The following is a 25919-nucleotide window of genomic DNA, read 5'->3' as shown; positions in this document are numbered from 1 at the left end:
GCGAGGGGCGGAGCGGGGAAACGGGATTCGTCGACGCCTGTCGATGCGTCAGCATACCGATGCGGCGGCGGAAATCAATGCGCCCGGATGCTCGGTGCCGAGCATCCGGGCGCATTCGATCCGGGCCCGCGGCGCTCAGGTGCAGCGCCAGACGATCGCCTGGATCGTGTCGGTCTCGTCGTCCGACTGGCCGGCCACCACGCGGCCGTCGTCGCTGATCGTGGAGGCGATGGTCGAGGTTCCGTCGGTCCGGTGTTTCGCCAGGTCAGGAAGCCGCACGGTGCCGGAGTCGGTGACCATGACCGCGTACCCGCCGGCGTCGGTGCCGACCTGCCAGCCGTGCGCGTTCACGGCGTCCACCGGCGAGGGCACCTCGTCGACGATCTTCGTCTCACCCGTACGCAGGTTCCAGGTCACCGCCCAGATCTTCATGTCCTTGTGCGCGGGGCTCTTGAGCGAGCCCGAACTCGCCATCCCGGTGACCCAGCCGTTGCGGATGTTGAAGGCCTGCGCGACGGGCACGGGTTTGCCGTCGACCGACGGCATCGGCAGCTGGCGGTGGGTTCCGTCGCCGAACCACACGTACGGGCGCTCCAGGTCGAGGCTGCCGACCACCGTTCCATCCTCGTCGAGGTCCCGCGCCTGCGCCCGCTCCGTACCGGACGGCACCGGCAGCCGGGTCGGCTTCGCGTCCACCGACGGCCACACCAGCACGTGACCGGCGTCGTCGTCGCCCAGGATCGCACCCGCTTCGTTGATCGCGTACGCCGACCCGTGCCGCGCACCGCCGAGCTTCGTGACCTTCCCGTCCCGGTACGCGTACGGCACCGGGGCGGAACCCTGATAGCTCCAGCCGACAGCGGTGCCGGACCCGTTCACGTCGGTCAGCGACTCCTCGATGTCGCCCGGGAGCTTCACCTCCCTGCCCTTGCCGTTGTCCCAGATCACCGCCTGATACCCGCCGGACTTCGGGTACGAGCGCCCGACGATGTACCGGCCCGCCGGGTCGGCGCCGCTCACCAGTGCCATCGGCGCGCCGGCGGGTGCCGTCAGGCGTTCGAGCTTGCAGCTGGTCGGCGCGGGCGCCGCCGCCACGTCCCAGCCGGCCGTGCCCGGGATCGTGTACGCCGGCTTCGCGGCGGTCGAGGCCTTCGCGGCGGTCGAGGCCTTCGCGGTTGCCGCCACCCGCGGCTGCGGTTCGCCGGATCCCAGGTTCCCGGCGACCGACCCGCCGGCGACGGCGACCGCGGTGATGGCCGCCGCACCCGCGTATCCGGCCCGGCGCCGGACCTTACGGTGGCGTTCCGCGGTGGCGATGGCACGCCGGATGTCGACTGTGGATGGTGTGTCCGGCTCGTCGTCGAGCGACCGCACCAGTTCTGCTTCGGATGGCATACCGGCTCCCTTATGTCAGATCGTCGGTGCAGCGAACTCACCTGGTCCGTGCAGCGAGCTCAGCTGGTCCGTGCGGCGAATTCGTGCGAACCGAGCTGGCGCCGCAGCGTGGCCAGCCCGCGAGACGTGTGGCTCTTGACCGTGCCGCCCGTGCAGCCGAGCATCGCGGCCACCTCGTCGACCGGCAGGTCGTAGAAGAACCGCAGCACCAGCACTGCCTGCTGCCGCCGGGGCAACCGTCGCAACGCCGCCCGTACGACGTGCCGGTCCTCGGCGCCGGCATCCTCGTACGGCGCCGGCTCGGGCGCGTCCCGGAACAGCCGGACCCGTGCCCACGCCAGCCTGCGCTCGTCGATGTAGCGGCGGACCAGCATGGTGCGCACGTACGCGTCGAGGTTGCCGGCGGTCTTTGCCTGCCGCCACTTCAGATACAGCGTGGTGATGGTCTGCTGAACCAGGTCGTCGGCTCGATGACCGTCGCCGCTCAGGACGAACGCCAGCCGCCGTAACGCGGGAATCCGCGCCGCGACGTACTCGACGTACTCCTCCGTGGCATCCTGCATGCGTTTCGCCCCTCCGCCGACTTGTCCACCCCTCAGACGGGCCCGCCCCACCCTCCGGTTGTCCTCTTCGGAGAAAAAGGCGCACGGGCACCCCCTGCGAGCCAGCTGGCCGTGAGCGGTCACCTCCGGCCGCAAAAGCCCCCCTCAGCGCCAGCCGACAAACCCAGCTGGCCGTGAGCGGTGCCTTTCGGCCGCGAAAGCCCCCCTCAGCGCCAGCTGGCCGTGAGCGGTGCCTTTCGGCCGCAAAAGCCCCCCTCAGCGCCAGCTGGCCGTGAGCGGTGCCTTTCGGCCGCAAAAGCCCCCCTCAGCGCCAGCCGACAAACCCAGCTGGCCGTGAGCGGTGCCTTTCGGCCGCGAAAGCCCCTCTGAGCGCCAGCCGAAGCAGTCAGCCGAAACGGGGGCGGGGACGGAAAAGGGCCGGCCCGTTCGGGCCGGCCCTTTCAGGCGACTGCTACTCCCGCTCGGCCTCGAGCGTGCGGCCGTTGGCCTCGCTGGTGCCGCGAACCCCGGCCGACCCCAGCTTGGCGAGCAGCCCCGCCAGGTCGACACCGGTCAGGTCGGTACCCAGCTGCAACCCCTGAGCCACGTTGCTCGCCACCGACTTGGTCAGCGACGACGCGCCATCGGTCGAGATCACCGTCATGTTGTCGATGGCGCTCAACGGAGCGCTGGCCGCCTCCACCACCTGCGGCAGCACCTTGACGAGAAGGTCCAGGACGGCCGCTTCGCCGTACGCCGCGAACGCCTCCGCCTTGCGCGCCATCGCCTCGGCCTCGGCCTGGCCGCGGGCCAGGATCGCCGTGGCCTCGGCGGTGCCCTCGCGCTCGACGGCTTCGGCGATCGCGGTACGGCGGCGCTGCTCCGCCTCACCCTCCTTGGCACCCTCGATGGCGTGCGCCTCGGCGAGCGCGGCCCGGCGGGCCCGCTCGCCCTCACCGGTGAGGCGGGCCTGCTCGGCGGACGCCTGTGCGGCGGCGATGGTGGCCTGGCGCTGCGCGTCGGCACCGATGACGGCGGCGTTGCGGGCGGCTTCGGCCTCCTGCTCGAGCTTGTACCGCGCGGCGTCGGCGGGCTTGCGGACCTCGGTGTCGAGCTGACGCTGCTTGAGCTCGGCGTTCTGCTCGGCGACCTTCTGCTGCTCGGCGAGGATCTTCTGGTCGCGCTCGGCCTGGGCGAGCGGGCCGGCCGCCGCCGACTGGGCCTTGGCCGCGTCGATCTCGGCCTGGATGCCGGCCTGCTTGAGCGACAGGTTCCGGTTGGCCTCGGCGATGGCCTCCTCGGCGAGCAGGCGCTCCTGCTCGGCGGCCTGCCGGGCGCGGGCCTCGGCGATGGCGGCGTCCTTGAGCACGCGGGCGGCCTCGGGACGGCCCAGGTCCTGCAGGTAGGAGCCTTCGGCGAGGATGTCCTGGAGCTGGAAGGTGTCGAGCACCAGACCCTGGTTGGTCATCGAGTGCTCGGCCTCCTCGGCGACCGCGCTGGCGAACGCCGCCCGGTCCCGGATGATCTCCTCGATGGTGAGCCGGCCGACGATGGAGCGCAGCGCACCGGCCAGGACCTCACGGGTGAAGTCCTCGATCTCGGCCTGCTGGTGCAGGAACCGCTGTGCGGCGGCGCGGATGGCGTCCTCGGTGCCGCCGACCTTGACGATCGCCACGCCGTGCAACTCCGCGCGGATGCCCTGCTTGGACACCGCGCCCTTGATGCCGACGTCGATGCGGCGGCTGGACAGGTCGAGCGACTGGAGCCGCTGGACGACGGGCATGACGAACACCGAGGCGCCCATCACGACCTTCTGCCCGGACAGGTCGGTGCTGCTGCTGCCGTCCGCCGACTGGGTCACCCGGCCCTTACGGCCGGTGATGATGAAGGCCTCGTTCGGCCCGGCCACCTTGATCCGGGACAGCACGAAAAGCACGATGAGAATGACCAGCAGCACGGCGCCGCCGATGGCGATCAGCAGGGGTGACATCTATTCCCTTCCGGGGGTTGGGGTCGCCTCGACGACGACCGAGGTGTCGGTGGGTGCTTCCACCACGAAGATCTGGGTGCCGGCCGGCAGGGCCTGGTCGGCGCGGGCGTTGAGTTTGACCGGCTGCCCACCGAGCCGGATGCGGACCTCGCCGTAACCGATGCCGGCGGGCACCGGCGTGACGACCACGCCGAGGGTGCCGACCAGGTGCTGCCGGGTGGGTGTGGCGTCGGTGCGCATGTTGCGCGCGGCGCGCGAGAGCCGCAGCGCGAGCCAGGCGGTCACGATCGCGGCCACGGTCGCGACCACCGCCGCGATCAAGATCAATGCGGGGGTACGGGCATCGAGCGCTTCCGACGCGATGGCTCCGGCGAACCCGAGCGCGCCGATGAATCCGGCGACCGCTTCCAGGGGCACGAACCCGTCGGTGCCGAAGTGTCCGATGCTCGCGAGTTCGCCACCGAGCAGCGCGATGGCGAGGATCACAACGCCGACCGCGCCGATCGCCAGGAACACCATGGTCGCCGCCGCCACGCCGTACCCTCCCCCGTTTTGCCCGGTCATCGACCGATGGCCACAGGGTAGGCCAGGCCCGCCAGCGCGGACACCGCCGGACGGCCACCCGACACCGGCCCCTTCACCTGTTTCGATCTTGCTGATAGCTTGTTGCACAGAATTTGCAACAGCGAGGGGATAGCAGGTGACCGCCCAGGACGTGCTCGGCGTCAGCGGGCAGCGACGCCGCACCGCCCTCTGGCTGACGGCCCTGACCGCCGGACTGATCCTGACCGCGCTGATCGCGGTCGGCACGGGGGCGGTCGGGATCAGTCCGGCCGCCGTCGCCGGCATCGTCGTACACCAGCTGTTCGGCGTCGGCGAGGTGACCTGGTCACCGCCGCAGGAGGCGATCGTCTGGCAGGTACGCCTCCCCCGCGTCCTGCTCGGCATCCTGGTCGGCGCCGGCCTCGCGGTGTGCGGGGTGGCCCTCCAGGCGATGGTCCGCAACGTCCTCGCCGACCCGTACCTGCTCGGCATCAACTCGGGCGCCTCCAGCGGTGCGGCCGCCGCGCTGTTGTTCGGCGCCGGCGCCGGCTTCGGCCAGTACGCCCTGTCCACCAGCGCGTTCCTCGGCGCGCTGGCCGCCTCCCTGCTGGTCTTCCTGATCGCCCGCAGCGGCGGCCGGGTCACCTCGATGCGGCTGCTGCTCGCCGGGGTCGCCGTCGGTTACGCCCTCTACGCCACCACCAGCTTCCTGATCTTCGCGTCCAACTCCGCCGAGGGCTCCCGCTCGGTGATGTTCTGGCTGCTCGGCACGCTCGGCCTGGCCCGCTGGGACGCGCTGCTCGCCGTGGCCGCGATCGTGATCGGTGGCACCACCACCTACCTGACCGTCACCGGGCGCAGCCTCGACGCGCTCGCCGTCGGTGATGAGACAGCGCACACCCTCGGCGCCTCCCCCGACCGGCTCCGGATGCGGCTGCTGGTGATCGTCTCGATCGGTGTCGGCGTGCTGGTCTCCGCCTCCGGCAGCATCGGGTTCGTCGGCCTGGTCGTACCGCACCTGGCCCGGCGCATCGTCGGCGCACCGCACGTACGGGTGGTACCGGTCTCCGCGCTGCTCGGCGCGATCCTGCTGGTCTGGGCCGACGTGGTCGCCCGTGTCCTGCTCGCTCCGCAGGAGATCCCGATCGGCATCATCACCGCCCTGCTCGGTGCGCCCTTCCTGCTGATCCTCATCCGCCGCCTGCACGTCACCTAGAGAGGACACCCATGAGGGCCCTGCGCCTGTTCGCCGTCTCCGCCGCCGCTGTCCTGCTCGCCGCTGGATGCGGCGCGAACGACTCCACCGGCGACGAGGCAGCAGCCGCCGGAAGCGGCTATCCGCTCACCGTCAGCAACTGCGGAGCGGACGTCACCTTCGACGAAGCGCCGCAACGCGTCGTGCTGCTCAAGAGCGCCGCGGTGCCGTACCTGCACTCGCTCGGCGTCCTGGACCGGGTCACCGCCAAGGCCGGGCAGTACCCCAAGGACTATTACGACGCCGCGACGCAAGCCGGCCTCGACAGGATCTCGCTGCTCACCGACAAGACCGACACCAGCGGGCACCTCCAGATCTCCAAGGAAGTCGTGATCAGCCAGCAGCCCGACCTGGTCCTCGGTGAGGTCGACAACCTCTCCCGCGACACCCTCTCCGCGGTGGACATTCCGCTGCTGGAGGAGCCGGCGTTGTGCCCGGGCGCCACCGCGGTTCCGGCCTTCGACGACATCTACGCGCAGATGCGGTCCTACGGCAGGATCTTCGACCGTCCGGCCGAGGCCGAGGCGGCGGTCAGCGCGCTCCAGGCGCGCATGGCCGGCATCAAGAAGACAACCCCGCAGCGTACGGCCGCAGTGCTCTACCCCACTGTCGGCGGTGGCGTCACCTATGCCTACGGATCGACCAGCATGGCTCATCCACAGCTGGAGGCGGCTGGGTTCACCAACGTGTTCGCCGAGAGCAAGGAGCGCGTCTTCGAGATCACCCTGGAAGAACTGCTCGGCCGGAACCCCGACGTGCTGATCCTGCTCTACAGCGACGGCGACCCGAAGGCCGTGGAGGCGGCGGTGACCGGCCTGCCCGGCGCCGGCAAGCTCAAGGCGATCTCCGGCGGCAACGTCATGACCCAACTGTTCAACTTCACCGAACCGCAGTCGCCGCTGTCCATCGACGGCCTGGAGAAGATCGTGCATCGGTTCTCGGCCGACTCATGATCGAAGCAACCGAGGTCAGCTGGCGTTACGGCGTCAACCCGGTCATCGACGGGGTGGGGGTCACCGCCCGCCCCGGCCGGATGCTCGGGCTGATCGGCCCGAACGGCAGCGGCAAGACCACCCTGCTGCGGCTGCTCCACGGCGCGCTGCGCAGCCCCACCGGGCAGGTCACCGTCGACGGCGACACGCTGGCCGGACTGTCGCCGCGCGAGGCCGCCCGCCGGATGGCGGTGGTGGTGCAGGAGACCGGCGGCGAGACCGCTCTCACGGTGGCCGAGATGGTGCTGCTCGGCCGCGGCCCGCACCAGTCGGCGTTCCAGCGCACCGGCGTGGCCGACCACGAGATCGCCGCCGGGTGCCTGGAGCGGGTCGGTGCCGGCCATCTGGCCGCGCGGGCGTTCGCCGGCCTCTCCGGTGGTGAGCGCCAGCGGGTGCTGATCGCCCGCGCGCTCGCCCAGCAGGCCACCCACCTGCTGCTCGACGAGCCGACCAACCACCTCGACATCCGTTTCCAGCACGAGATCCTGCGCCTCGTCCGCGGCCTCGGCACCTGCTCGATCGTCGTGCTGCACGACCTCAACCTGGCCGCCCGTTACTGCGACGACCTGGTTCTGCTCGGTGGCGGTGCGGTGGTCGCGGCCGGTCCGGCCGGCGATGTGCTCGACCCGGCGATCCTGGAGCCGATATATGAGATCGGTATCAAGCGCATCGACCTCGACGGCCACCCGCACCTGATCTTCCATCCCTTCGAAGGAGACACATGACCGCTCAGGACCGCATCACCTCCTACTGGACCGGCCGCGCACCCGCCTACGACCAGTACCAGCAGCGTCCCGAGCGGCTCGCCGACGACACCAAGGCCTGGTCGGAAGTCTGGGCGCAGGGCCTGCCGGCCGGACCGCTCGACGTGCTCGACGCCGGTACCGGCAGCGGCCAGGTCGCCATGGTGCTCGCCGGGCTCGGCCACCGGGTGACCGGTATCGACCTGTCCGCGGGCATGATCGAGCAGGCCCGCCAGCATGCCTCGACCGTGGCCGGCGGCCCGGACTTCCAGCTCGGCGACGCCGTCTCCCCCAGCTTTCCGGACGGCAGCTTCGACGCCGTGACGAGCCGCTATCTGATGTGGACGCTGCGCGAGCCGCAGACCGCCCTGGCGAACTGGATCCGGCTGCTGCGCCCCGGCGGCACGATCGCCGTCGTCGACAGCACCTGGTTCCCCGGCGACGTCCCCGGCTTCTACGACGCGGAGGTCGTCGCCGCGCTGCCGCTCGCGACCGCCAAGTCGATCGACGAGACCGTGCTGATGCTCGCGAACGCCGGCCTGTCCGACGTCACGGCCGTCCCGCTCACCTCGATCTACCACCTCGACCAGCAGTACGGCGTCGCACCGGGCCACGAGCTCCAGATGCAGTTCCTGGTCACCGGCCGCACCGCGTCCTGACCGCCCGGCTTCGGGCCCTCCGGCGGCTGGGCTCCCAGCTCCCGGTGGCCCGGCTTCCGGCGGTCGCCCGGCTCTGCGACCATGCTCGGGCGCCTCACTCCCGCCGTACCGTCCTCGGTGCCGGTCTCGCCGCCGGCACCGCCGCGCTGACCGGCTGTGCCGCCAAGACCGGCGCCAGGGCCTCGGCGACCACCCCGGTCAGCGGCGCCGTGTCCCCGATTCCCACCGTGCGGCGGCCGCAGCGGCGCCGTACGCCAAAGCCGTTGGTCAGATTCTGACCCGCCATCTGAAGCCGGCAGCGGGACAGAGGCACCCGGGGTATGCCGGCGCGGTCGCGCTGACCATGGTCGGCGGCAAGGTCACCATGCACACCGCCGCCGGGCACGCGCTGCGCGGTCCTCGTCCTGCTGACCAACCGGGCCCACCCGAACTGGAGCTGGTCGAACCCCGATCCGATCCGCGCCGCCGTCGCCGACGCGATCGCCGCCCACCGCTGAGCCCATTGCCGGCCCGGCCCGGTCGGGCCAGGCCGCGCGCATGGGTACCGGATCAGTACCAGCCGGTGCAGTAGACGCGGCCGGCGTCCGCGGCGCACGCGCGCATCTCGCGCGGCTCCTGGTCGGACCAGACACCGGTGTACGCGTACCGGCTGCTGCTGCGGCGGTCCACCTGGTAGCGGTAGCCGTCCTCCCGGTACTCCAGGTAGAGGTTGGCCCGGCGGCCGCCGCTGTAGACACCCCAGGCGCACTGGCTGTCCTCGTTGAAGCGCAGCTCGACCTTGTTGTAGGAGGTGCCGTTGGTCCACGTACGCCGGACCGGGGTGTAGTAGTCGCCGGTGTCGGACCAGAAGCGGGCGGACGAGCGGTCCCCGTTGTCGCACTGCGGCCCGGCGGCCTGAGCGGCGGACCCGGTGCCGACGGCGAGGATGGTGGCGAGCGCGGCCCCGGAGAGCAGCGAGGCGGCGATGCGGCGAAGGTTCATGGCGGTGTCCTCTCCTGCGGTTCGCCCGTCCGGCGAACTCACTGCCACCACGACCCCGGCCGCGATCCGGTTCACGGGGTCACCCGATCAGGTCACCGACCGTGCGATCGAGCGGCACTCAGCGTGGTCACGACGCTGGTGACGACGGCTACTGCCTTGCCGTCGCCGCGGACGACCTCGCAGCTGTAGTGGGTGATCGTGCGGCCGGCGTGCACGGGCCGGGCGGTGGCGCGCAGGGTGTCCTCCCAGACCGGGCGCAGGAACACCGCTCGCAGGTCGATGCTGGTGAACGACTCGCCGGGGCCCACGACGGTGGAGTGGGCGGTGCCGATGGCCGCGTCCGCCAGCTCGGTGAGGAGGCCGCCGTGCACGGTGCCCTGCTGGTTGCCGTGGATCGCGGGGTCGGTGTCGATCTCGACCGTCGCGGAGCCGAGCTCGACGGCGACCAGCCGGATCCCGAGCGTGCGCGAGATGGCTGTCGGATAGCGGAAGCGGCTCAGTTCGTCCTCGGTGGCGACGCCGGCGATCTGCCGCCGGAGCAACTCGAGAACCGGCAGCTCACGGTCACGAATAATCATGGGCGGGAACGTTACGGAGCGCCGCGCGGGACAATCAACACATTGTCCTAGGTACAGTGGGCCGATGCGGTCCTACCGGGACGTGGCCGACGACCTCGCGGGGCAGATCCGCGGCGGGCGGTGGGCTCCGGCGCAGCGGCTGCCCACCCATCGGCAGCTGGCCGCCGAGTTCGGCATCGCGGTGGCCACCGCCACCCGGGCGTTCGCCGAGCTCAAGCGCCTCGGCCTGGTGGTGGGCGAACCGGGGCGCGGCACCTTCGTACGCGACAGATCTGTTCGTCTGGTTCCGGCCGAATACGGACCCGGCGCCGACGCGGTCCAGGCCGACCTGTCGCTGACCCAGCCGATGTCGCCGCGCCGCGCGGAACTGTTGCGAACGGCGTTGCGCGAGCTCGCGGCGTCCGGGGACCTCGACGCGGTGCTGCGGCAGCAACCACCGGGCGGGCGGCCGCAGGACCGGCAGGCGACAGCGGCGTTCCTGGCCGGGCGCGGTATCGAGGCCGACCCCGACCGGGTGTTCCTCACCGGCGGCGCCCAGCACGGGCTGGACCTGGTGGCGCGTGCCGTGCTGGCGCCGGGCGACGCGGTCGCTGTGGACGAGCTGACCTATCCGGGGTTCCGGATGCTGGCGCGGACGCACCGGCTGCACCTGGTCCCGGTGCCCGGCACCAGCGACGGGCCTGATCTCGCGGCGCTGGCCGGGCTGTGCCGGCGGCGGCGGATCCGGGCCGTCTACACGATGCCGACCCTGCACAACCCGCTCGGCTGGGTGACCGGACTCGCCGCCCGCGAGCGCCTCGCCGAGATCGCCCGCGAGCACGATCTCACGCTGATCGAGGACGCGGCCTACGCCTTCCTGGCCGAGCCGGCACCGCCGCCGGTCGTGGCCCTGGCGCCCGAGCGCACCTTCTGGGTGTCGAGCCTGACCAAGAGCGTCGCCGCCGGCCTGCGGTTCGGGATGGTGGTGGCACCCGCGGGGGCCCGGCCGGCGATGACCAGCGCGCTGCGCACCAACATGGCCAGCCTGCCCGGCCTGATCACGGCGCTGGCGATGCGCTGGATGGGCGACGGGACTGTGGTCTCGCTGGAGGCGGCGAGCCGGAGGGTGGCGCGGGAGCATCAGCGGGTGCTCCGGCGCGAGCTCGGTGACCTGCCGGTGATCGCCCATCCCAGCTCGTACTTCGCGTGGCTGCCGATCAACCCGGAGCAGCGGATGGACCGGGTCGCCGCCGAGCTGTCGCGGCGCGGGATCCGGGTGTGCGCGGCGGATCTGTTCGCCACCACGCAGCACGTCCCGCACGGCATCCGGCTCGCTCTCGGAACGCCGGCGGACGAGCTTCCCGCCGCGCTGGCCGCCGTCCGCGAGGTGTTGGACACGGTGCCGATCTAGACATTTTCGCGGTGGAGGCTGAGCTGCGTCCCCCTTCGACGTCGGCCCGCCGGCTGGCTCCGGTGCTGGCTCGCGGCGCCGGACACAGCAGCTCGGTGCCCGCGCCGCGCATGCTGTCTGGGTATCGTCGGGTCCCATGAACAACAAGCGGGCGACCCTCGCCGACGTTGCGCGCGTGGCCGGTGTGTCGAGGGCTGCGGCGTCACGCGCGATCAACGGGACGTACGGCGCTTCCGAGGCCGTGCGGGAACGGGTTCGCGCGGTCGCGGCGGAGCTCGGCTTCGAGCCGCACTCGGTGGCTCGCGCGCTGGCGACGGGACGGGCGAGCGCGGGACGGCGGGAGCGCATCGAGGTGCTGATCGTCGACCCCGATCCGGAGGCGATGAGTGCGAAACCGTTCTACGGGCGGGTGCTGACCGGAGCGATGCGTGCGCTGGGCGACCAGGACATCTCGCTCGACGTCCGCCGGGTCTCGGCGCCGCCGGCCGAGGACACCGACCCGCCGTTCGGGCGCCTTCTGATCAACATGCCCGGGGAGAGTGGTGCGGCCTACGCGCGGCGTTCCCGTACGGTCGCTCTGGGCCGGTCCGCGCCCGGCGTCGCGTTCGTCGCCCCGGACAACGACAGTGGCGGCCACCAGGCCGCGGTTCACCTGGTGACCACCGGCCGGCGGCGGATCGGTGCGGTGTTCGGCCCGCCGACGCCGTGCGCGCGGGAGCGCAGGGCCGGGTTCCTGCGGGTGATGAACGGCGCGGCGCAGGCGGTGGTCGCCGCCGACGGTGACTTCACCCGCGCCCGCGCCTACGCGGCGGCCAAGGAGCTGCTGGCCCGCGATCCCCAGCTCGACGCGGTGTTCGCCGCTTGCGACGTCACTGCCATGGGTGTGCTTCAGGCACTGCGCGAGGCGGGACGGCGGGTACCGCACGATGTCGCCGTCGTCGGCTTCGACGGCAGCGCGCTGGCGGAGGCGGCGGACCTGTCGTCGGTCTACATGCCGGTCGAGGACGAGGCGGCATCAGCTGTCTCCCACCTGCTCGACCCGGGGCTGCCGGCACCGGGGCGGTTGCCGACCACGCTCACGGTGCGAGGGTCGAGCTGATGGCGGGCCTGCACTTCCGGACGCGGGCGTCCGACTCGCCGTGGATCCACTCGGTGTGGACCAGTACGAGCGACCAGGTCACCGAGATGACCTCGGTGGCGACCGCCTGCTGGGGCCTGGTGTTCTGGAACCAGGACGGCCGGGCGTACGCGAGCATCACCGGCCCCGAGACCGCCACCGGTACGGCACCCGTGCCGGAGGGCGCGTCCTTCGTCGGCATCGAGTTCGCCGTCGGTACGTCCCTGCGTACCCTGCCCGCGCCGGCCCTGGTCGACGGCGGTGTCGATCTGCCCGACGCCACCCGCAGGGCGTTCCGGCTGGACGGCGTGCGGTGGGAGACACCCGGCGCCGACGACGCCGAGGCCCTGGTGGCGCGCCTCGTCCGCTCCGGAGCCGTGGTCCGTGACCCGCTCGTCGCCGAGATCCGCCGGGGCCAGGGCCCGGCGGTCACGGAACGCACCGTCGAACGCCGGTTCCGGGCGGCGACCGGGTTCACCCGCGGCGCCGTGCGGCAGATCGAGCGCGCACGCGAGGCCGCCACGCTGCTCGCCTCGGGCAGCCCGGTCGCTGACGTCGTGACCGGGCTCGACTACTTCGACGAGCCGCACCTCGCCCGGGCGCTGCGCCGCTATGTCGGCAGGACGGCCCGGCACCTGCGCGACGGCACCGGCGGCGCGATCGCCCTGAGCCTCGATCAGCCGGCGACCTCATAGATCAGCTTCGTGATCCCGTTCGGATAGGCGGCGGACTCGCGGAGCCTGAGCACCTGCTTCTCCCGGTCCGCCGTACTGAACAGGCTCTTCCCGCCACCCAGCAGCACCGGGAAGACCAGCAGGTGGTAGCGGTCGATCAGCCCGGCGTCGGACAGGCGCCGGGCGAGTTCCGCGCTGCCGTGGATGAAGATCGCACCGCCCTCACCCTTCTTCAGCTCCGCGACATCCTCGGCCGACCGCAGGATCGTCGTCGGACCCCACCCGTCGGCAATCGCGTCGTCGGTCAGCGAGCCCGAGACGACGTACTTCGGCAGGTCCTTGTAGGCGGCGTGGTCGTCCGACTCTCGCCAGGTCGGTGCGAACGCCTCGTAACTACGGCGCCCGAACATCAGCGCCGAGGTTTCCTCGAGCTCCTCGCCCTTGAGCGCGAACGCCTCCGGCAGGAACTCGACGTCCTTGAACACCCAGCCACCACTGCGGTGCTCCTCCCCCGGCCCGCCTCCCGGCGAATCCACCACGCCGTCGAGCGACATGAACCCGGTGTAGACCAGCTCACGCATGCGATGCACTCCTCCGTGTTGATTACTGATCGCAGGCTACGAGCCGCCGCCCACCGCCGTCTTGTACAGAAACGACAATGCCGGGTTGATCGGCGGCCAACCTGGGCACTCTGAGACCCTCAACGTCAGGAGAAACAAGTGCGCTCGCTGCTCATCACGCTCGCCGTCGTCGCCGTCGTACTGATCGCCCTCGGCCTGCTCATCAAGGCCGTCAAGTGGCTGATCATCATCGGTCTCATCGCCCTGGTCGCCTCGATCGTCATGGGCTTCCTCAAGGGACGCCAGGCCGTCAAGTAGGCGGGCGGCCCTACGCGGCGACGCGGCCGCCGGTGTGTGCCGGGCGGAAGGCGGCGATCGCGTCGGCGTGCATGGGCCGGCCGTAGAGGTAGCCCTGCGCGTACCGATAGCCGAGCCGGTAGAGCTCGGCGGCCTGGTCCGCCGTCTCCACGCCCTCGGCGACCGCGCGCAGGCCCATGCCGTCGCAGATGCCGATCAGCGCGGCCACCACGATCGCCTGCTGGCCGCCCTCGGTGACGTCGTCGACGAACGACTTGTCGACCTTGAGGATGTCGGCGGGGCAGGTGCGCAGCAGACCCAGCGACGAGTGCCCGGTGCCGAAGTCGTCGAGGGCGATCTTCACGCCCAGGGCCGCGATGGCCTTCAGCTCGTCCAGTGCTGTGCCGCCGTCGAACACCGCTGTCTCGGTCACCTCGACGGTCAGGATGTCCGGCGGCAAGCCCGTACGCCCGAGCACCGCTGCCACCTCGGTGGCGAAACCGACCTCGCGCAGCTGGCGGGCCGAGACGTTGACGGTGACCGTACGCGGCGCGGCGTCACCCAGCTCGTGCTGCCACCGGACCGCCTGCCGGCACGCCTCCTCCAGGATCCACGCGCCGAGCGGCACGATCAGGCCGGTACGTTCGGCGGCCGGGATGAAGACGCCGGGACCGATCGAACCGCGCTCCGGGTGGGTCCAGCGGACCAGCGCCTCCACCCCGAACAGCTCACCACCGGGCATCTGGACGATCGGCTGGTAGAGCAGGTGCAGCTGGTCGGTGTCGAGGGACCCGCGCAGGTCGGCGGCGAGCCGGGACTGCTCAGCGGTGCGCTGGTCCATCCGCTCGTCGTAGACGAGCTGGCGGCCCTTGCCCTGGCCCTTCGCCTCGTACATCGCGACGTCGGCGCGGCGCAGCAGCTCACCGGCGGTGTCGCCGGCGCGGGCCGGTGCCAGGCCGATGCTCGCCTCGATGACCAGCTCGTAACCGCCGGCGTGCAGCGGGCGGCGCAGGTGCGCGGCGATCGCGGCGATGGTGTCGGCGTGGTCGGCGCAGAGCAGCAGGGCGTACTCGTCGCCGCCCAGCCGGGCCACGAGCCGCCCGGCCGGGAGTTGTGCGGCGATCCGCTCGGCGACGGCGGCGAGCAGCGCGTCACCGACCGTATGCCCGAGGTCGTCGTTGATCGCCTTGAAGTCGTCCAGGTCGATCAGGGCGACGACAACGTTCGACGGGTCGGCGGCGAGCGCGGCGTTGATCTCCTGGGAGAGCGTGGTGCGGTTCGCCAGCCCGGTGAGCCCGTCGTGGCCGGCCTGGTAGGCCAGCTCGTGCTGGCGGGCGTCGAGAGCGTCGAGCAGCCGCGCGTTGTCCCGCAGCGCGACGATCTGCCGCGTCGCGACGAGCAGCGTGACAACGACCGAGCCGGCCGCGATCGCCATCAGATCGGCCGCGCCGTCCGCGGCGCCGGCCAGCAGCAGCGCACCGGTTCCCAGCACCGCCGTGTACGGCATGATGCTCGGCCTGCGCGACAGCGGCCGAGCCACCGCCCGGGCCGCGGCGGCCACCCGCATCTGCCGGTCGGCGGCGAAGCAGACCAGCAGGCTGGTGGTCGGCAGGAGCACGTGACCAGTGTTCAAATACGGTCGCTCGTCGAGCAGGGGCGCCAGGGCACCGCCGACGGATCCGACCGCGCCGGTCAGCGCCAGGATGTACAGCGCAGGCCTGTCGATCGGCCCGGTGCCGGTGAAGGCGACCTTGACGAACGCCAGCATGCCGATGACCGCGGCGGCGACGATCACCACCACCGAGGCGGTGCCGGCCGCGCTGGCGTCGGTCCAGCTCTCCCAGCGCGGCAGGATCAGGTGCCAGCCGAAGGTCAAGACGGTGACGACCATGGTGGCGACGTCCAGGCCGAAGCGGATCCACTCCATCCGTGAACGTTGCGCACCGGGGATGCGCAGCAGTCCGAGCAGCATCGACAGCAGGCCCGCGACGTAGAGCATCGCGGTGAACCCGCCGATCTGCTGACCGGTCTGCTCGCCGCTGAAGTAGTCACGGGCCGCGGCGATCGAGGCCAGGCCCATGCCGACCATGCCGACCGAGACGTACCGCCAGAACGTGCGCCCCCCGGCCCCGGCGTGCCAGGCCGTGACGGTGGCGATCGGCACCGCGAACATCAGCAGCGTCCAGCCGACCACGGGCGGCGTGGGACGGCCGATGCCGACCAGGAACCACAGCCAGGCGACCACGTCCACGCAGATCGCCGCGAGAAGCGTGCGACTCAGCCGCCACGGCCGAACGTGAACCTCGTCAGAGCCGAGGCTGGGCGCACTCTCCACGCCCATCTCATCGGCCGCCCGATCAGACCCGTGAGCGATTCGCCTTTTATAGATTTTCGACCGTTTTGTGCCCTCGGCATGACGGGTGGCGCGTTGGTGAAGACTGGGAGGATGGAGTTCCTCTGCTACCACCGTGACCGGCCCGGATCAGTGGCGCTACGCCACGAACTCCTGGAGGACCACTGGTCCTACATGGACGGTTTCGCCGCCGGCATGATCGCCCGCGGCCCGACCCTCGCCCCCGACGGCGACACACCCACCGGCAGCGTGCACATCCTCGACCTGCCCGGCCCCGCCGCCGCCCGCGCTTTCGCCTTCGACGAGCCCAACTACCAGGCCGGCGTCTACCGCGATGTGCTGCTCCGCCGATGGCGCAACACGCTCGGCCGCACCATGTGGGACTTCCCCGGCGGCCGCACCGGTGGCAACCGATACCTGGTGATCGGCCTCGGCACCGGCCAGCCCACCGACCTCGAGGTGCCGATCAACAGCAAAGAGCTGATCGCGTACGGGCCACTGCTCTCCGACGACGGTACCGCTTGGCTGGGCACCGCGGTGCTGATTCGCGCACCAGACCCGGAAGCGGCGCGCGCGGTCCTGACGCGGGACCGCTACGCCGGCATCGAGGTGCACAACTGGGCCTTCGGCGGCCGGCAGTAGATCCACCTCGCCTCGGGCGCGACCCGATCGCTGCGACAGTCGGGCATCTGACGCTGACGTGGACGATCCGCCGCTATCGCGGGGGACGAAATGGGCGGACCGTGTCGGGAAGGCGGTTCCGACAGAGGCGATCACACGTCCACGCCCAGGAGAAGTCCAGGCGGGTCGGCGGGGAGAGAAGGTGGGTGACGTGGAAGCAGCACTCAAGGTGCTCCACGCTGACGGCGACAGCGCGGCGGAAGTCCGCAAGTTGCTGGCTTGGCTGCGCGACGAGCCGGATCTGCACGGTGCCCGGCTGCGCCTTGACGGTGTCGTCCACGAGGAGCGGATGGGCATCGATGTGGAAACGATCACGGCCATTCTGGGGCCCGCGGGTGCGGGCGCCGCCCTGATCAGCGCCGTCAGTGCCTTCTTGACGACTCGCCGCAATGTCAAGATTCGGGTGGAGGGGCCGCAGGGAGCGATTGATCTTGATGCTCGCATGAGTGCCGGCGACATCGACAGGCACCTTCGCCAAGCGGGCACGATGACCGGCTTGGTGCCGGCACCCGATGCGACTTCCTGATCCCCAGCGCACGTGGCTGTTACTGGCCGGCACCGCCTCACCCTCGGCGGACGGATCGTTACCGGCCCTGCCGGCCGTGTCCAGAAATCTCGGATCGATGCTCGAGGTGCTCACCCTGGCCCGTGAGAATGCGATCCTGCCGGAGCATGCGGTTGTCATCCGGGACCCGAGCAATCCCGCCGATCTGGAAGAAGCCCTGCTCGATCTCGCCGATCGTGACGCGGACACCATTCTGTTCTATTTCGCCGGACACGGCTTACTCGACGACGTCGGCGACCTCTACCTGGCCACCACACAGTCGTCGAATCACCGGCGGAGACTGCGCAGCCTTCCGTACGAGGTGGTCCGCCGAACCCTCGCCGATGCTCAAGCCAAGAATCGCTTGGTCCTGCTGGACTGCTGTTACAGCGGACGTGCCATCAGCGCGATGGGCGGAACGGTCTGCGGTGGTGACGTGGAGGTGGCCGGTTCGTACACATTGACCTCCACCAGCGCCACCAAAACTGCGCACGCGCCGGCCGGCGAAACCTACACGGCTTTCACCGGGGCCCTACTCGACCTGTTGTGGAACGGCGAACCCGACGGACCAGAACTGCTGGACATGATGACCGTCTACCGAGGTGTGACCCGGCGCCTGCGAACGGCCGGCCGCCCCAAGCCCGAGCAGCAGAACACGGAAACCGTCCTGGAGCTGGCGCTGGGCATCAACAGAGCCGGTGAGCGAACGAACGTCGCGCCCCCTTCCGAGGGCACCCGGGACCGTTCGGATCCCCTGGGCGCCGGCCATCCGGACCACATCAGCACCATGCCCGCTTCTCCGCCCGCTTTACCGCCGCCGATCGAAGTGCGCGGTCTCGAAGCGGGCGGAACGGTACTCGGAGTCTGTTTCGAACCTGGGACAATCGGTGCCGTCGTGACATCGACGTCCACGACTGGACGCCGATTCGAAATCACCTCGTACTCGGATTCGAGCAGGACACGCAACCCCGTGGACCGCGCCCGGCTGGCGCGAATCCACGTCGTGTCCTGGACACAGCCGGATGATGAACGCCTCGACCACCCGCCACTGCCGCTCCCCCATGCTGCGGCGACGTTCAGCTCCATCCTGCCCGCAGCAGGTGCCGGCAAGGACTCCGCCACCATCATCAGCGTGGGCGCCTGGCACCAGGTGGGCCTGCGTGATGGGTCGCTGTCGGGCCCCAGCCGAGCGTCGACGGCGAAAAGGCTGGCCAACAGCAACCTCTACTACCTCCTTCACAACAGAACGATTCACTGGGACCTGACCGGTGACGGGGATCCGGCTTGGCTGGTCACCAGCGGATTCCTGCCCGACATGAAAGACGTCGGCAGGCAGCTGACCCGGAGCCTGTTGCCGATGCTCATTCCCGGCCGCGTCAACGCGGTACTGAAGGGATCGGGGGGTCTGTCCGTGTACGACGCGCAGACATACGACCTCCGCGGACGGGTTCCCCTGGAGGTGCGCCATGAGGACGTCCTTCACCTCCAGACACTGCCGGGCAGGCGCGCCGCAATGGTCGTCTCGACGAACGACAAGCGCCGGCCGTTGCGCAGGCTCATCATCGACCTGCGCGAACTCAGCCTCGTCACCGACGACTACGTCGCCGCGGATCCGATTCGGCGCCCACTGTTCGCGGGAATCGGGGCGCCGGACTTCCAGCTGTCCGCGGACGGCGGGCACATCGCAGTTTCCAGTGCGAGGAACGGGCGCACCGTGATCTACGCCGTCGACGGCAGAGGAGCGGCATCGAATGTCCCCGGGGTACACGTCGCCTGGTCGCCGACGACACCCCGAATAGCCGTTTGCGACAATATGACGCTGACCGTACTGAACGCGGACGCACGATCCGACGTGGTCACGATGGAGCTCCCATTCCCGGTCACGGCCGCACCGGTGTTCTCCCCAGACGGAACCAGTATCGCCATCGCAGGCGGCGAAAGAGTGATCGTTGTCAGCCCCTTGTCATCCTGAAAGCCCGCCTCGCCGCCCGGCCGACTTGCGTCTTGCCGTCTTGCCGTCTTGCCGTCTTGCCGTCTTGCCGACTTGCCGTCTTGCCGACTTGCCGTCTTGCCGACTTGCCGTCTTGCCGACCAGGACGAGGGGCGACCGGGCACCCGGTCGCCGTCATGAAGTCGCCATAGAGCTGTGGCGCGACTGTGTCGGGATGAAGAAGTGGGGGGCGGAGGCTGGGTGATCAGGCAGTCACCGGAGGTGGACAGGTGCAGACTCGGACTCAGCGTCGCAGCCCGCAACGGCCACCGCCCGAGGCGGAGCGGGTACCCAACATCTCCGTCGTGATCGCCGGTGGCTGGCTCGCCGTCACCCCGCTGCTGCTCGACCATCACACCGCCGGCGTCGCCTTCGCCGCCTGGAACGATGTGCTCGTCGGCGGCACCCTGGCGATATTCGCCACCATCCGGATCCTCCGCCCGCGAGGCACCTCCGCCCTGAGCCTGGTCAACGTGCTGCTCGGCCTGTGGCTGCTCGCCGCACCGTTCGTCAGCGGCTACCACGCGGCAACGCTGGCAACCCTCAGCGCGCTGATCGTCGGCCTGGTCGTCATCATGCTCGCCGGCGTCGACTGGCTCGCCGCCCGCGAGGCCCAGCGCCACCCGGATCAGCGCACACGTTGAGCCGGCGCCGCCCGGACCAGCGCACTGTGTTGGGGGTCACCGATGAGTTCGCGCCGCGGGAGCGGTCTACCAGGCATGACTCAGCCCGCGAAAGGCCCCGCCAGCTATTTTCCGACGATCGAGAAGAAGTACGGCGTCCCGATCACGCACTGGAAGGCGCTCATCCGCTCCTCACCGCTGACCAGGCACATGGAACTCGTCTCCTGGCTGAAGACGGAGCATGGGCTCGGACACGGCCACGCCAACGCTCTCGTCGCGCACACCCTCGCCGAAGGCACCGCACCCGAAGTGCCGACCGGCGCGTGACCTCCCGCGGCCCGGGGCCGGTGGCCGGCAGCCGGCCGCCCGAAACCCGCGGCCGGCGCCGGTGGGGCGCCGGCCGGTGGCTTGTCACACCCGGGACAGGGCTCGGTCGCTGACTGCGCAGTGCATGCCGAACTGGCGGGCGCGGCGGATGGCGAAATCGGTCAGGCCGGGGCTGTCGGCGTAGTCCAGCGCGTACAGGTCGATCTGTAGTTGGAGCAGTTGCTCGGCGATCTGGGCGTGGAACTCCAGCACGTCCGGCGGCCACGGCGCGTAGCCGTCGTCGGTCCAGCGGGCCGAGAACGATTCGAAGAGGACACCGTCGACGAGTTCGGCGAGGCGCGGGAGCATGCCGAAGCCGCGGTTGGCCAGGAGGTAGCGGGGCTTCACCTCGTTGCGGATCGCCGCGATCAGGGTGAGCAGGTGCGGCACGTCCTCCGGGAAGGTCAGCTCGACGTTGAGCTGGTCGAGGAACAGGCCGGCGAATCCGGCGTCCACGGCCGCCCGGGCCTGCCGGACCACGTGCTCCACCCATTGTGGGTGCCCGACGTTGACGAACGCGCCGCCCCAGTCCTGGTTGCGTTCCGGGCGCTGCCACGGCGCGGGCGGGCCCTGGTCCTCGGAGAGGCAGAGGTAGCCGAGGGTCTCCACGCCCCGCTCGGCGAGGTAGGCCAGCTCGGCCGGGTTGTAGAAGTCCGGCTGGAGGACCACCCGCGGGTACTCGGCCAGGTCGGCGAGCCGCCCGGCGCCGTAGTAGAACCAGATCGGCGGGCGCTCGCCGGTCACGACGGGCGCCCGTGGTCGCGGTACCAGGCGAACGTCGACCGTACGCCCTCCTCCAGCGTGACGGCCGGCTCGTACCCGGTCAGCTCGCGCAGCCGGCCCAGGTCCGGGCAGCGCCGGTGCACCGAGCCGGGTGGTGCCGGCTCGGCCTCGAGAGTGGCGCTGCGGTCCGCCACCCGCAGGACCAGCTTGGCGAGGTCGCCGATGTTGGTCTCCTCCCGGTCGTTGCCGATGTGCACGATCTGGCCGGCCGCCTCGGGGGTCGCCATCAGCCGCACCATCGCCTGCACCGCGTCGTCGACGTGGCAGAACGCCCGGAACTGGTCGGCGCCGGGCACCCGGAACGGGTCCTCGCCGCCGGCCGCGCGCAGGGCCATCTCCGGGATGACGTGGTCGGCGCCCATCCGCGGCCCGTACACATTGTGGAAGCGGCCGACGACCGCCTCGAAACCGCGGGCCCGGGCGGTGTGCAGGAACGCGGCCTCCCCGAGCAGTTTGCTGACCGCGTACGCGAACCGCGGCGCCGTGATGTCCGAGATCATCGCCGGGACGTTCTCGGCGGTGGGCACGCCGACCACACCGGCGTCCACCCCACCCGCGTAGACCTCGCTGGTGGAGGCGAAGAAGACCCGTTCGCCGGGTGCCACCCAGTCGAGCAGGTGCATCGCCACCAGCGTGTTCACCCGTACCACGCGGGCCGGGTCCTGTTCGACGTTGCGCACCCCGACGACCGCGGCGAGCAGGTAGATCTGGTCCCAGCCGTGCGGCAGGGCGGCGTACGTGTGCGGATCGGTCAGGTCCGCGGACACCACCCGGACCGACGGGTGTGCGCGCAGCGCGTCCAGGTCGGCGTCCCGCCGGCCCCGGGAGAAGTCGTCGACGACGGTGACCTCGTGCCCGTCGGCGACCAGCCGCCGGGCCAGATGCAGGCCGATGAAGCCGGCGCCGCCGAGCAGCAGGGCCTTCACGCGGCCACCTCCTCGGTACGCGGCAGGTAACCGAGCCCGGCGTAGCGGATGCCGGCGGCGCTCACCGCCGCACCGTCGAGGATCCGCCACGAGTCGAAGATCAGCGCCGGGCGGGCGTCGCCGAGCATCCGGGTCACGTCGATGGCCCGGTAGTCGGGGTGGTCGTTGATCACCAGGATCGCGTCGCTGTCGGTGAACGCCTTGTCGAGGCTGACCGGCTCGCCGCCGTACTGCCGGATGACGTCGGCGCTGACCATCGGGTCGTGGCCGGTCACGGTGATCCCGGCGGCCGTGAAGATCGGCATCATCGTGGCGATCGGCGTGCCCCGCATGTCGTCGGTGGGCGGCCAGCCCTTGTACGCCCAGCCCAGCACCGCCAGCCGCGCCCCCTGCGTCTCGCCGCGGGTCTCGCGCAGCAGCCGGACGATCGTGTCGGCCACGTGCACCGGCAGGAACTCGTTGAGCTGCCGGGCCCGGCCGACCAGGTACGGCCGGTAGTCACCGGCGCTGTCCAGCATGATGTACGGATCCTTGGAGAGGCAGCCGCCACCGACGTAACCGGGCTTGGACAGGTCGGGCCGCGGGTAGCCGGCGTTCGTCGCCCGCAGCACCTCGAGCGGGTCCAGCCCGTGCTGCTCGGCGATCAGCGCCACCTCGTTGCCGAACGAGTAGATCAGGTCGGTGTGACAGTTGTTGGAGAGTTTGACGAGTTCGGCCGCCTCGAGGCTGGACACCTCGACGACGCTCTGCGCCAGGCCGGCGAAGAATGCCACGCCGGCGCGCAGCGACGCCTCGTCCAGACCGCCGATCACCTGCGGCAACTCGACCAGTTCGCGCAGCGCCTGACCCTGGATGGTGCGCTCGGGCGCCATCACCAGCAGGACGTCGTCGCCCCAGGCGGCACGCAGCTGGGGCAGCACGACCGCGCGGCTGGTGCCGACCGGCACGGTGCTGCGGACCACGACGAGCGTTCCGGGCCGGCACGTCCCCGCGACGCTACGGGCCGCCGCCGCCAGATTGTTCAGGTTGGGCCGGTACGTCGCCTCGTCGACCGGCGTGGACACGCTGATCACGGCGACGTCCACGGTGTCGCGGGGCAGCTCCGCGGCGACGTGGATGTGGTCGCCCACCTCGGCGGTGAAGATCTCCTCGACGCCGGGCTCGAAGATGTGCGAGCGGCCCTGCTGGAGAGTCTCGATGACCTTGGGTGACACGTCGGCGCCGTACACCGTGAAGCCTTTGTCGGCCAGGGCGGCGGTGAGCGTGAGCCCGACGTAACCGAGGCCGACGACCCCGATCGTCATAGGCATGTGGTTCCTCCTCCTGATGTGTCCGTGACGCTCACGCGCACGGCTGGGCGGTACGGTCGAGATCGACAACGGTGACCGTCCCGGCGAAGCTCTCGTCCCGGTACCGCGCACAGGCGGAGCGGACGGCGGCGGGCCGGGTGGCGTAATCGACGCTGAGCACGAACTTGCCGGCGTCGCGCAGCGCCCTGGTCTCGGCGAGGTTCTCGGCGCAGTAATCGGCGGTGCACCGCCGATTCGTGGCCTCGTAGAACAGCTCCTCCATCGCGATGCCGTCCACCGCGGCGGTGTAGCCGGGCTGCCGGCGCAGCTCCGGGGAGTTCTGCGGGACGATCAGGAAGTCCGGCCGCCGGTCCTTGGCGTACCGGCTGATCGCGACGATCAGATCGGCCATCGCACCGGCCAGGGCGGCACGGTCACGGCCCTGCGTTTCAGAAAGATCCAGTTCCTCGTACGCCAGCGGAGTGTCCAGATAGACCCCGTCGAAGCCGGCCCGCAGCGCCTGATCCACCCGGGGCCGTACGACCCGCTCCCACCAGCGCTGATCCCAGTAGCGCACGAAGTATTCGCCCGGCCACTCGGCCCACTCGTTGGCGAGCAGATCGTCGGCGTCGCGCCGCAGCCCCGGGTACTCCGGCCGGAAGTCCTCGATGCTGCCGATCTCGAAATACGCCAGGACCTTCTTGCCGGTGCTGCGGACCCGGGCGATCTCCTGGGCGGAGAAGAAGCCGGTGTACGCGTCACGGGCCAGGTCGATCACGACGAGTTGAAACGGGCCCGCGGCGAGCTGGTCGAGGCGGCCCGCGGGATAGTTCTGGAGCTGGTAGGCCCAGGAGCTGAATCCTCCGGCCGGCGGCGACGCCGATGGCACCGTCACCGGCCCCGCCGACCGCCCGGCGGGACGGGTGGCCGAGACGATCACGGCCACCACCACCGCTGCCGCCGCCACGACCGCCACCACCACGACGGCCGGCCGGGGGATCCGGGCCGGACTCACCCCGGTGCCCCGGTGGCCCAGATGTCCTTGATCGAGGTGGCCAGGTCGACGGCCGGAACCCAGCCCAGCTCGTCCGCGGCCCGGCTGATGTCGGCCTGGATCCAGTCCACCGCCGCGGAGCGCTGTGGTCCGCTGCCGTGCTCGCGGATCACACCGGTGAACCCGGCCTGCTCGGCCAGCAGTTGCACCGCCGAGCGCACGGTCACCGCCTGACCGCTGCCGGCGTTGTAGATCCGGCTGGACAGGCGGGGGGCCAGCACCAGGGAGCGCAGCACGGCGGCCAGGTCACGCACGTCGACGAAGTCCCGGTACGCGCCCAGCGGCCCGAGGACGATCTCCGACGAGTTGAGTTGCGCCGCCTCCCGCAACCGCAGCTGTGCCCGGCCCAGCACGTTCTCGCCGGACTGGCCGGGGCCGATCGGGTTGAACACCCGCACCGAGATCGCGTCCACCCGGCCGGCCGCACCGGCGAGCGCGAACAGCCTCGTGCCGGCGAGGTGGCTGATCCCGTACGCGCCGATCGGCTCGGTGGGGTCGGTCTCGGTGACCGCGTGCCCGTGCGGGACCACGCCGTACTCGCCGGCCGAGCCGAGCCGCACCAGCCGGGCGTCCGGCGCGGCCGCCTCGACCGCGTCCAGCAGTTTCGCCGCGACCAGTGTGTTCGCCCGGGTCAGCTCCTCGTTCGTGCCGCCCAGCCGGCCGACACAGCAGATCACCGCGTCCGGGGCGATCTCACGCAACAGTGCGATCAGCCCGTCCCGGTCGCCGTCGACCAGGTCGTAACGGGCCCGGCCCGGACTGATCAGCTCACCCACCTCCGGGTCGGCCTCCAGCGTGGCGCGCACGTGGGCGCCGATGAAGCCGGACGAGCCGAACAGCAGCACTCGCGAGGTCATACGGGTTCCTCCTGACGCTGACGGAACAACACGGGCTTGAGCTCGGCGAAGCAGCGGTTGGCCTCGTCGTAGTCCTCGGGCCGGCCGATGTCGAGCCAGAACCCGGTGAACGGGTAGGTGTCCGGGTTCTCGCCGCGGGCCAGCAGATCCAGCACCAGCTCGTCGAAGCCGAACGACCGGCCGGGCTGGTACGGGGCGAGGGTGCGCCGCGACATCCCGTACACGCCCATGCTGACCTGGTAGCGCAGGCTGGGCTTCTCCCGGAAGCCGACGATCCGGGACGACTCCACGTCCAGCACCCCGAAGTCGACCCGGTGCGTGCGCTCGGCGACCGCCACGGTCAGGCCGCACCGGGCGAGCTCGTGCTGGTGCAGCAGATCGCTGTAGTCGAGGTCGGTCAGCACGTCGCCGTTCATCACCAGGAAGTGCTCGGGGAGCCGGTCGCGGATGTTGAACAGCGGGCCGACCGTCGAGAGTGGCCGGTCCTCCTCGACGTAGTCGACGCGCATCCCCCAGCGTTTGCCGTCACCGACGAACGCCCGGATCAGCGCGCCGAGGTGGTTGATCGCCAGCGTCACCGACCGGAAGCCGCAGTCGGCCAGCTGGTTCAGGACGATCTCCAGGATCGCGTGGTGGTCGCCGATCGGCATCAACGGCTTGGGCAGCGTCGTGGTGTACGGCCGCAGCCGCACTCCCTTGCCACCGGCGAGGATCACCGCGTGCATAGCACATCTACC

General features: G+C 70.9%; 27 protein-coding genes. 13 read left to right on the top strand and 14 right to left on the bottom strand.

Annotated elements, in window-relative coordinates; genetic code table 11:
• Positions 1-135: 135 nt before the first annotated feature.
• The 4 genes from ACFQV6_RS39415 to ACFQV6_RS39400 all read right to left on the bottom strand — a co-directional run bounded on the left by ACFQV6_RS39415 (position 136) and on the right by ACFQV6_RS39400 (position 4446).
• Entirely contained in the window at positions 136-1395 is a 1260-nt protein-coding gene (locus ACFQV6_RS39415; RefSeq protein WP_378032822.1) for a hypothetical protein, read from the bottom strand.
• A gap of 59 nt (positions 1396-1454) precedes the next feature.
• Entirely contained in the window at positions 1455-1958 is a 504-nt protein-coding gene (locus ACFQV6_RS39410; protein ID WP_378032821.1) for a SigE family RNA polymerase sigma factor, read from the bottom strand.
• 451 nt (positions 1959-2409) lie between these two features.
• Positions 2410-3927, bottom strand: a complete 1518-nt coding sequence (locus tag ACFQV6_RS39405; RefSeq protein ID WP_378032820.1) for a flotillin family protein — start codon at positions 3925-3927, stop codon at positions 2410-2412.
• Positions 3928-4446 (bottom strand): NfeD family protein, encoded by a 519-nt coding sequence (locus tag ACFQV6_RS39400; RefSeq protein WP_378032846.1) that lies wholly within the window; start codon positions 4444-4446, stop codon positions 3928-3930.
• A 181-nt stretch (positions 4447-4627) separates the two neighbouring features.
• Here ACFQV6_RS39400 and ACFQV6_RS39395 point away from each other — a divergent pair, with 181 nt between their 5' ends.
• Genes ACFQV6_RS39395 through ACFQV6_RS39380 form a run of 4 tightly spaced genes read left to right on the top strand, consistent with a single transcriptional unit; the run spans position 4628 to position 8119 of the window.
• The gene (locus tag ACFQV6_RS39395) at positions 4628-5686 is read left to right on the top strand and encodes a FecCD family ABC transporter permease (protein WP_378032819.1); all 1059 of its coding nucleotides are present in this window, start codon (positions 4628-4630) and stop codon (positions 5684-5686) included.
• An 11-nt stretch (positions 5687-5697) separates the two neighbouring features.
• A complete protein-coding gene (locus tag ACFQV6_RS39390; RefSeq protein ID WP_378032818.1) occupies positions 5698-6678 on the top strand; it encodes an ABC transporter substrate-binding protein in 981 nt (326 codons plus the stop codon).
• Positions 6675-7442: an ABC transporter ATP-binding protein gene (locus ACFQV6_RS39385; protein WP_378032817.1), complete on the top strand. Its 768-nt coding sequence runs from the start codon at positions 6675-6677 to the stop codon at positions 7440-7442. The genes ACFQV6_RS39390 and ACFQV6_RS39385 overlap by 4 nt, the downstream gene beginning before the upstream one ends.
• Positions 7439-8119 carry a class I SAM-dependent methyltransferase gene (locus ACFQV6_RS39380; RefSeq protein WP_378032816.1) on the top strand — a complete coding sequence of 227 codons (681 nt, stop codon included), beginning with the start codon at positions 7439-7441 and terminating at the stop codon, positions 8117-8119. Before ACFQV6_RS39385 ends, ACFQV6_RS39380 begins: the two co-directional genes overlap by 4 nt.
• Positions 8120-8668: 549 nt before the next feature.
• On the opposite strand, the gene ACFQV6_RS39375 is transcribed toward ACFQV6_RS39380, so the two are convergent.
• Positions 8669-9100, bottom strand: a complete 432-nt coding sequence (locus ACFQV6_RS39375; RefSeq protein WP_378032815.1) for a hypothetical protein — start codon at positions 9098-9100, stop codon at positions 8669-8671.
• Positions 9101-9192: 92 nt separating this feature from the next.
• The gene (locus ACFQV6_RS39370) at positions 9193-9678 is read right to left on the bottom strand and encodes a PaaI family thioesterase (RefSeq protein ID WP_378032814.1); all 486 of its coding nucleotides are present in this window, start codon (positions 9676-9678) and stop codon (positions 9193-9195) included.
• Positions 9679-9742: 64 nt separating this feature from the next.
• On the opposite strand from ACFQV6_RS39370, the gene ACFQV6_RS39365 reads away from it, so the two are divergent.
• The 3 genes from ACFQV6_RS39365 (at position 9743) to ACFQV6_RS39355 (ending at position 12880) form a co-directional block, all read left to right on the top strand.
• Positions 9743-11068 (top strand): PLP-dependent aminotransferase family protein, encoded by a 1326-nt coding sequence (locus ACFQV6_RS39365; RefSeq protein WP_378032813.1) that lies wholly within the window; start codon positions 9743-9745, stop codon positions 11066-11068.
• Between the two features lie 136 nt (positions 11069-11204).
• On the top strand, positions 11205-12167 hold the full coding sequence (locus ACFQV6_RS39360; RefSeq protein ID WP_378032812.1) for a LacI family DNA-binding transcriptional regulator: 963 nt from the start codon (positions 11205-11207) through the stop codon (positions 12165-12167).
• The gene (locus tag ACFQV6_RS39355; RefSeq protein WP_378032811.1) at positions 12167-12880 is read left to right on the top strand and encodes a helix-turn-helix domain-containing protein; all 714 of its coding nucleotides are present in this window, start codon (positions 12167-12169) and stop codon (positions 12878-12880) included. The genes ACFQV6_RS39360 and ACFQV6_RS39355 overlap by 1 nt, the downstream gene beginning before the upstream one ends.
• Here ACFQV6_RS39355 and ACFQV6_RS39350 read toward each other — a convergent pair.
• The gene (locus ACFQV6_RS39350) at positions 12862-13440 is read right to left on the bottom strand and encodes a dihydrofolate reductase family protein (protein ID WP_378032810.1); all 579 of its coding nucleotides are present in this window, start codon (positions 13438-13440) and stop codon (positions 12862-12864) included. The genes ACFQV6_RS39355 and ACFQV6_RS39350 overlap by 19 nt on opposite strands.
• A gap of 138 nt (positions 13441-13578) precedes the next feature.
• Between ACFQV6_RS39350 and ACFQV6_RS39345 the strand changes: the two genes are divergently transcribed.
• Positions 13579-13737, top strand: coding sequence for a hypothetical protein (locus ACFQV6_RS39345; protein ID WP_378032809.1), 159 nt, complete (start codon positions 13579-13581; stop codon positions 13735-13737).
• 10 nt (positions 13738-13747) lie between these two features.
• Here the strand turns inward: ACFQV6_RS39345 and ACFQV6_RS39340 are convergent, their stop codons facing one another.
• Entirely contained in the window at positions 13748-16051 is a 2304-nt protein-coding gene (locus ACFQV6_RS39340; RefSeq protein ID WP_378032808.1) for a putative bifunctional diguanylate cyclase/phosphodiesterase, read from the bottom strand.
• A 111-nt stretch (positions 16052-16162) separates the two neighbouring features.
• Between ACFQV6_RS39340 and ACFQV6_RS39335 the strand changes: the two genes are divergently transcribed.
• The 5 genes from ACFQV6_RS39335 (at position 16163) to ACFQV6_RS39315 (ending at position 20234) form a co-directional block, all read left to right on the top strand.
• Positions 16163-16711 carry a YciI family protein gene (locus ACFQV6_RS39335; RefSeq protein WP_378032807.1) on the top strand — a complete coding sequence of 183 codons (549 nt, stop codon included), beginning with the start codon at positions 16163-16165 and terminating at the stop codon, positions 16709-16711.
• Positions 16712-16901: 190 nt separating this feature from the next.
• Positions 16902-17276, top strand: a complete 375-nt coding sequence (locus tag ACFQV6_RS39330) for a hypothetical protein (protein ID WP_378032806.1) — start codon at positions 16902-16904, stop codon at positions 17274-17276.
• Positions 17277-17373: 97 nt separating this feature from the next.
• Entirely contained in the window at positions 17374-19266 is a 1893-nt protein-coding gene (locus ACFQV6_RS39325) for a caspase family protein (protein ID WP_378032805.1), read from the top strand.
• Between the two features lie 248 nt (positions 19267-19514).
• Positions 19515-19928, top strand: coding sequence for an SPW repeat protein (locus tag ACFQV6_RS39320; RefSeq protein ID WP_378032804.1), 414 nt, complete (start codon positions 19515-19517; stop codon positions 19926-19928).
• A 75-nt stretch (positions 19929-20003) separates the two neighbouring features.
• On the top strand, positions 20004-20234 hold the full coding sequence (locus ACFQV6_RS39315) for a DUF4287 domain-containing protein (protein WP_378032803.1): 231 nt from the start codon (positions 20004-20006) through the stop codon (positions 20232-20234).
• Between the two features lie 84 nt (positions 20235-20318).
• Here ACFQV6_RS39315 and ACFQV6_RS39310 read toward each other — a convergent pair whose 3' ends face one another.
• The 6 genes from ACFQV6_RS39310 to ACFQV6_RS39285 are packed head-to-tail and all read right to left on the bottom strand — an operon-like array spanning position 20319 to position 25907.
• A complete protein-coding gene (locus tag ACFQV6_RS39310) occupies positions 20319-21017 on the bottom strand; it encodes a hypothetical protein (RefSeq protein ID WP_378032802.1) in 699 nt (232 codons plus the stop codon).
• The gene (locus ACFQV6_RS39305; protein ID WP_378032801.1) at positions 21014-21982 is read right to left on the bottom strand and encodes an NAD-dependent epimerase/dehydratase family protein; all 969 of its coding nucleotides are present in this window, start codon (positions 21980-21982) and stop codon (positions 21014-21016) included. Before ACFQV6_RS39305 ends, ACFQV6_RS39310 begins: the two co-directional genes overlap by 4 nt.
• Positions 21979-23292, bottom strand: coding sequence for a nucleotide sugar dehydrogenase (locus ACFQV6_RS39300; RefSeq protein WP_378032800.1), 1314 nt, complete (start codon positions 23290-23292; stop codon positions 21979-21981). Before ACFQV6_RS39300 ends, ACFQV6_RS39305 begins: the two co-directional genes overlap by 4 nt.
• A gap of 31 nt (positions 23293-23323) precedes the next feature.
• Entirely contained in the window at positions 23324-24286 is a 963-nt protein-coding gene (locus tag ACFQV6_RS39295; RefSeq protein WP_378032799.1) for an MJ1477/TM1410 family putative glycoside hydrolase, read from the bottom strand.
• Positions 24283-25182 carry an NAD-dependent epimerase/dehydratase family protein gene (locus ACFQV6_RS39290; protein ID WP_378032798.1) on the bottom strand — a complete coding sequence of 300 codons (900 nt, stop codon included), beginning with the start codon at positions 25180-25182 and terminating at the stop codon, positions 24283-24285. Before ACFQV6_RS39290 ends, ACFQV6_RS39295 begins: the two co-directional genes overlap by 4 nt.
• The gene (locus ACFQV6_RS39285) at positions 25179-25907 is read right to left on the bottom strand and encodes a sugar phosphate nucleotidyltransferase (RefSeq protein WP_378032797.1); all 729 of its coding nucleotides are present in this window, start codon (positions 25905-25907) and stop codon (positions 25179-25181) included. Before ACFQV6_RS39285 ends, ACFQV6_RS39290 begins: the two co-directional genes overlap by 4 nt.
• Positions 25908-25919: the final 12 nt, after the last annotated feature.

Origin of the sequence: Actinoplanes sp. GCM10030250 (assembly GCF_042666575.1) — a bacterium.
Taxonomy (GTDB): Bacteria; Actinomycetota; Actinomycetes; order Mycobacteriales; family Micromonosporaceae; genus Actinoplanes.
Note: the sequence above shows the minus strand (reverse complement) of the source record. Positions and strands in the feature narration are given on the sequence as shown.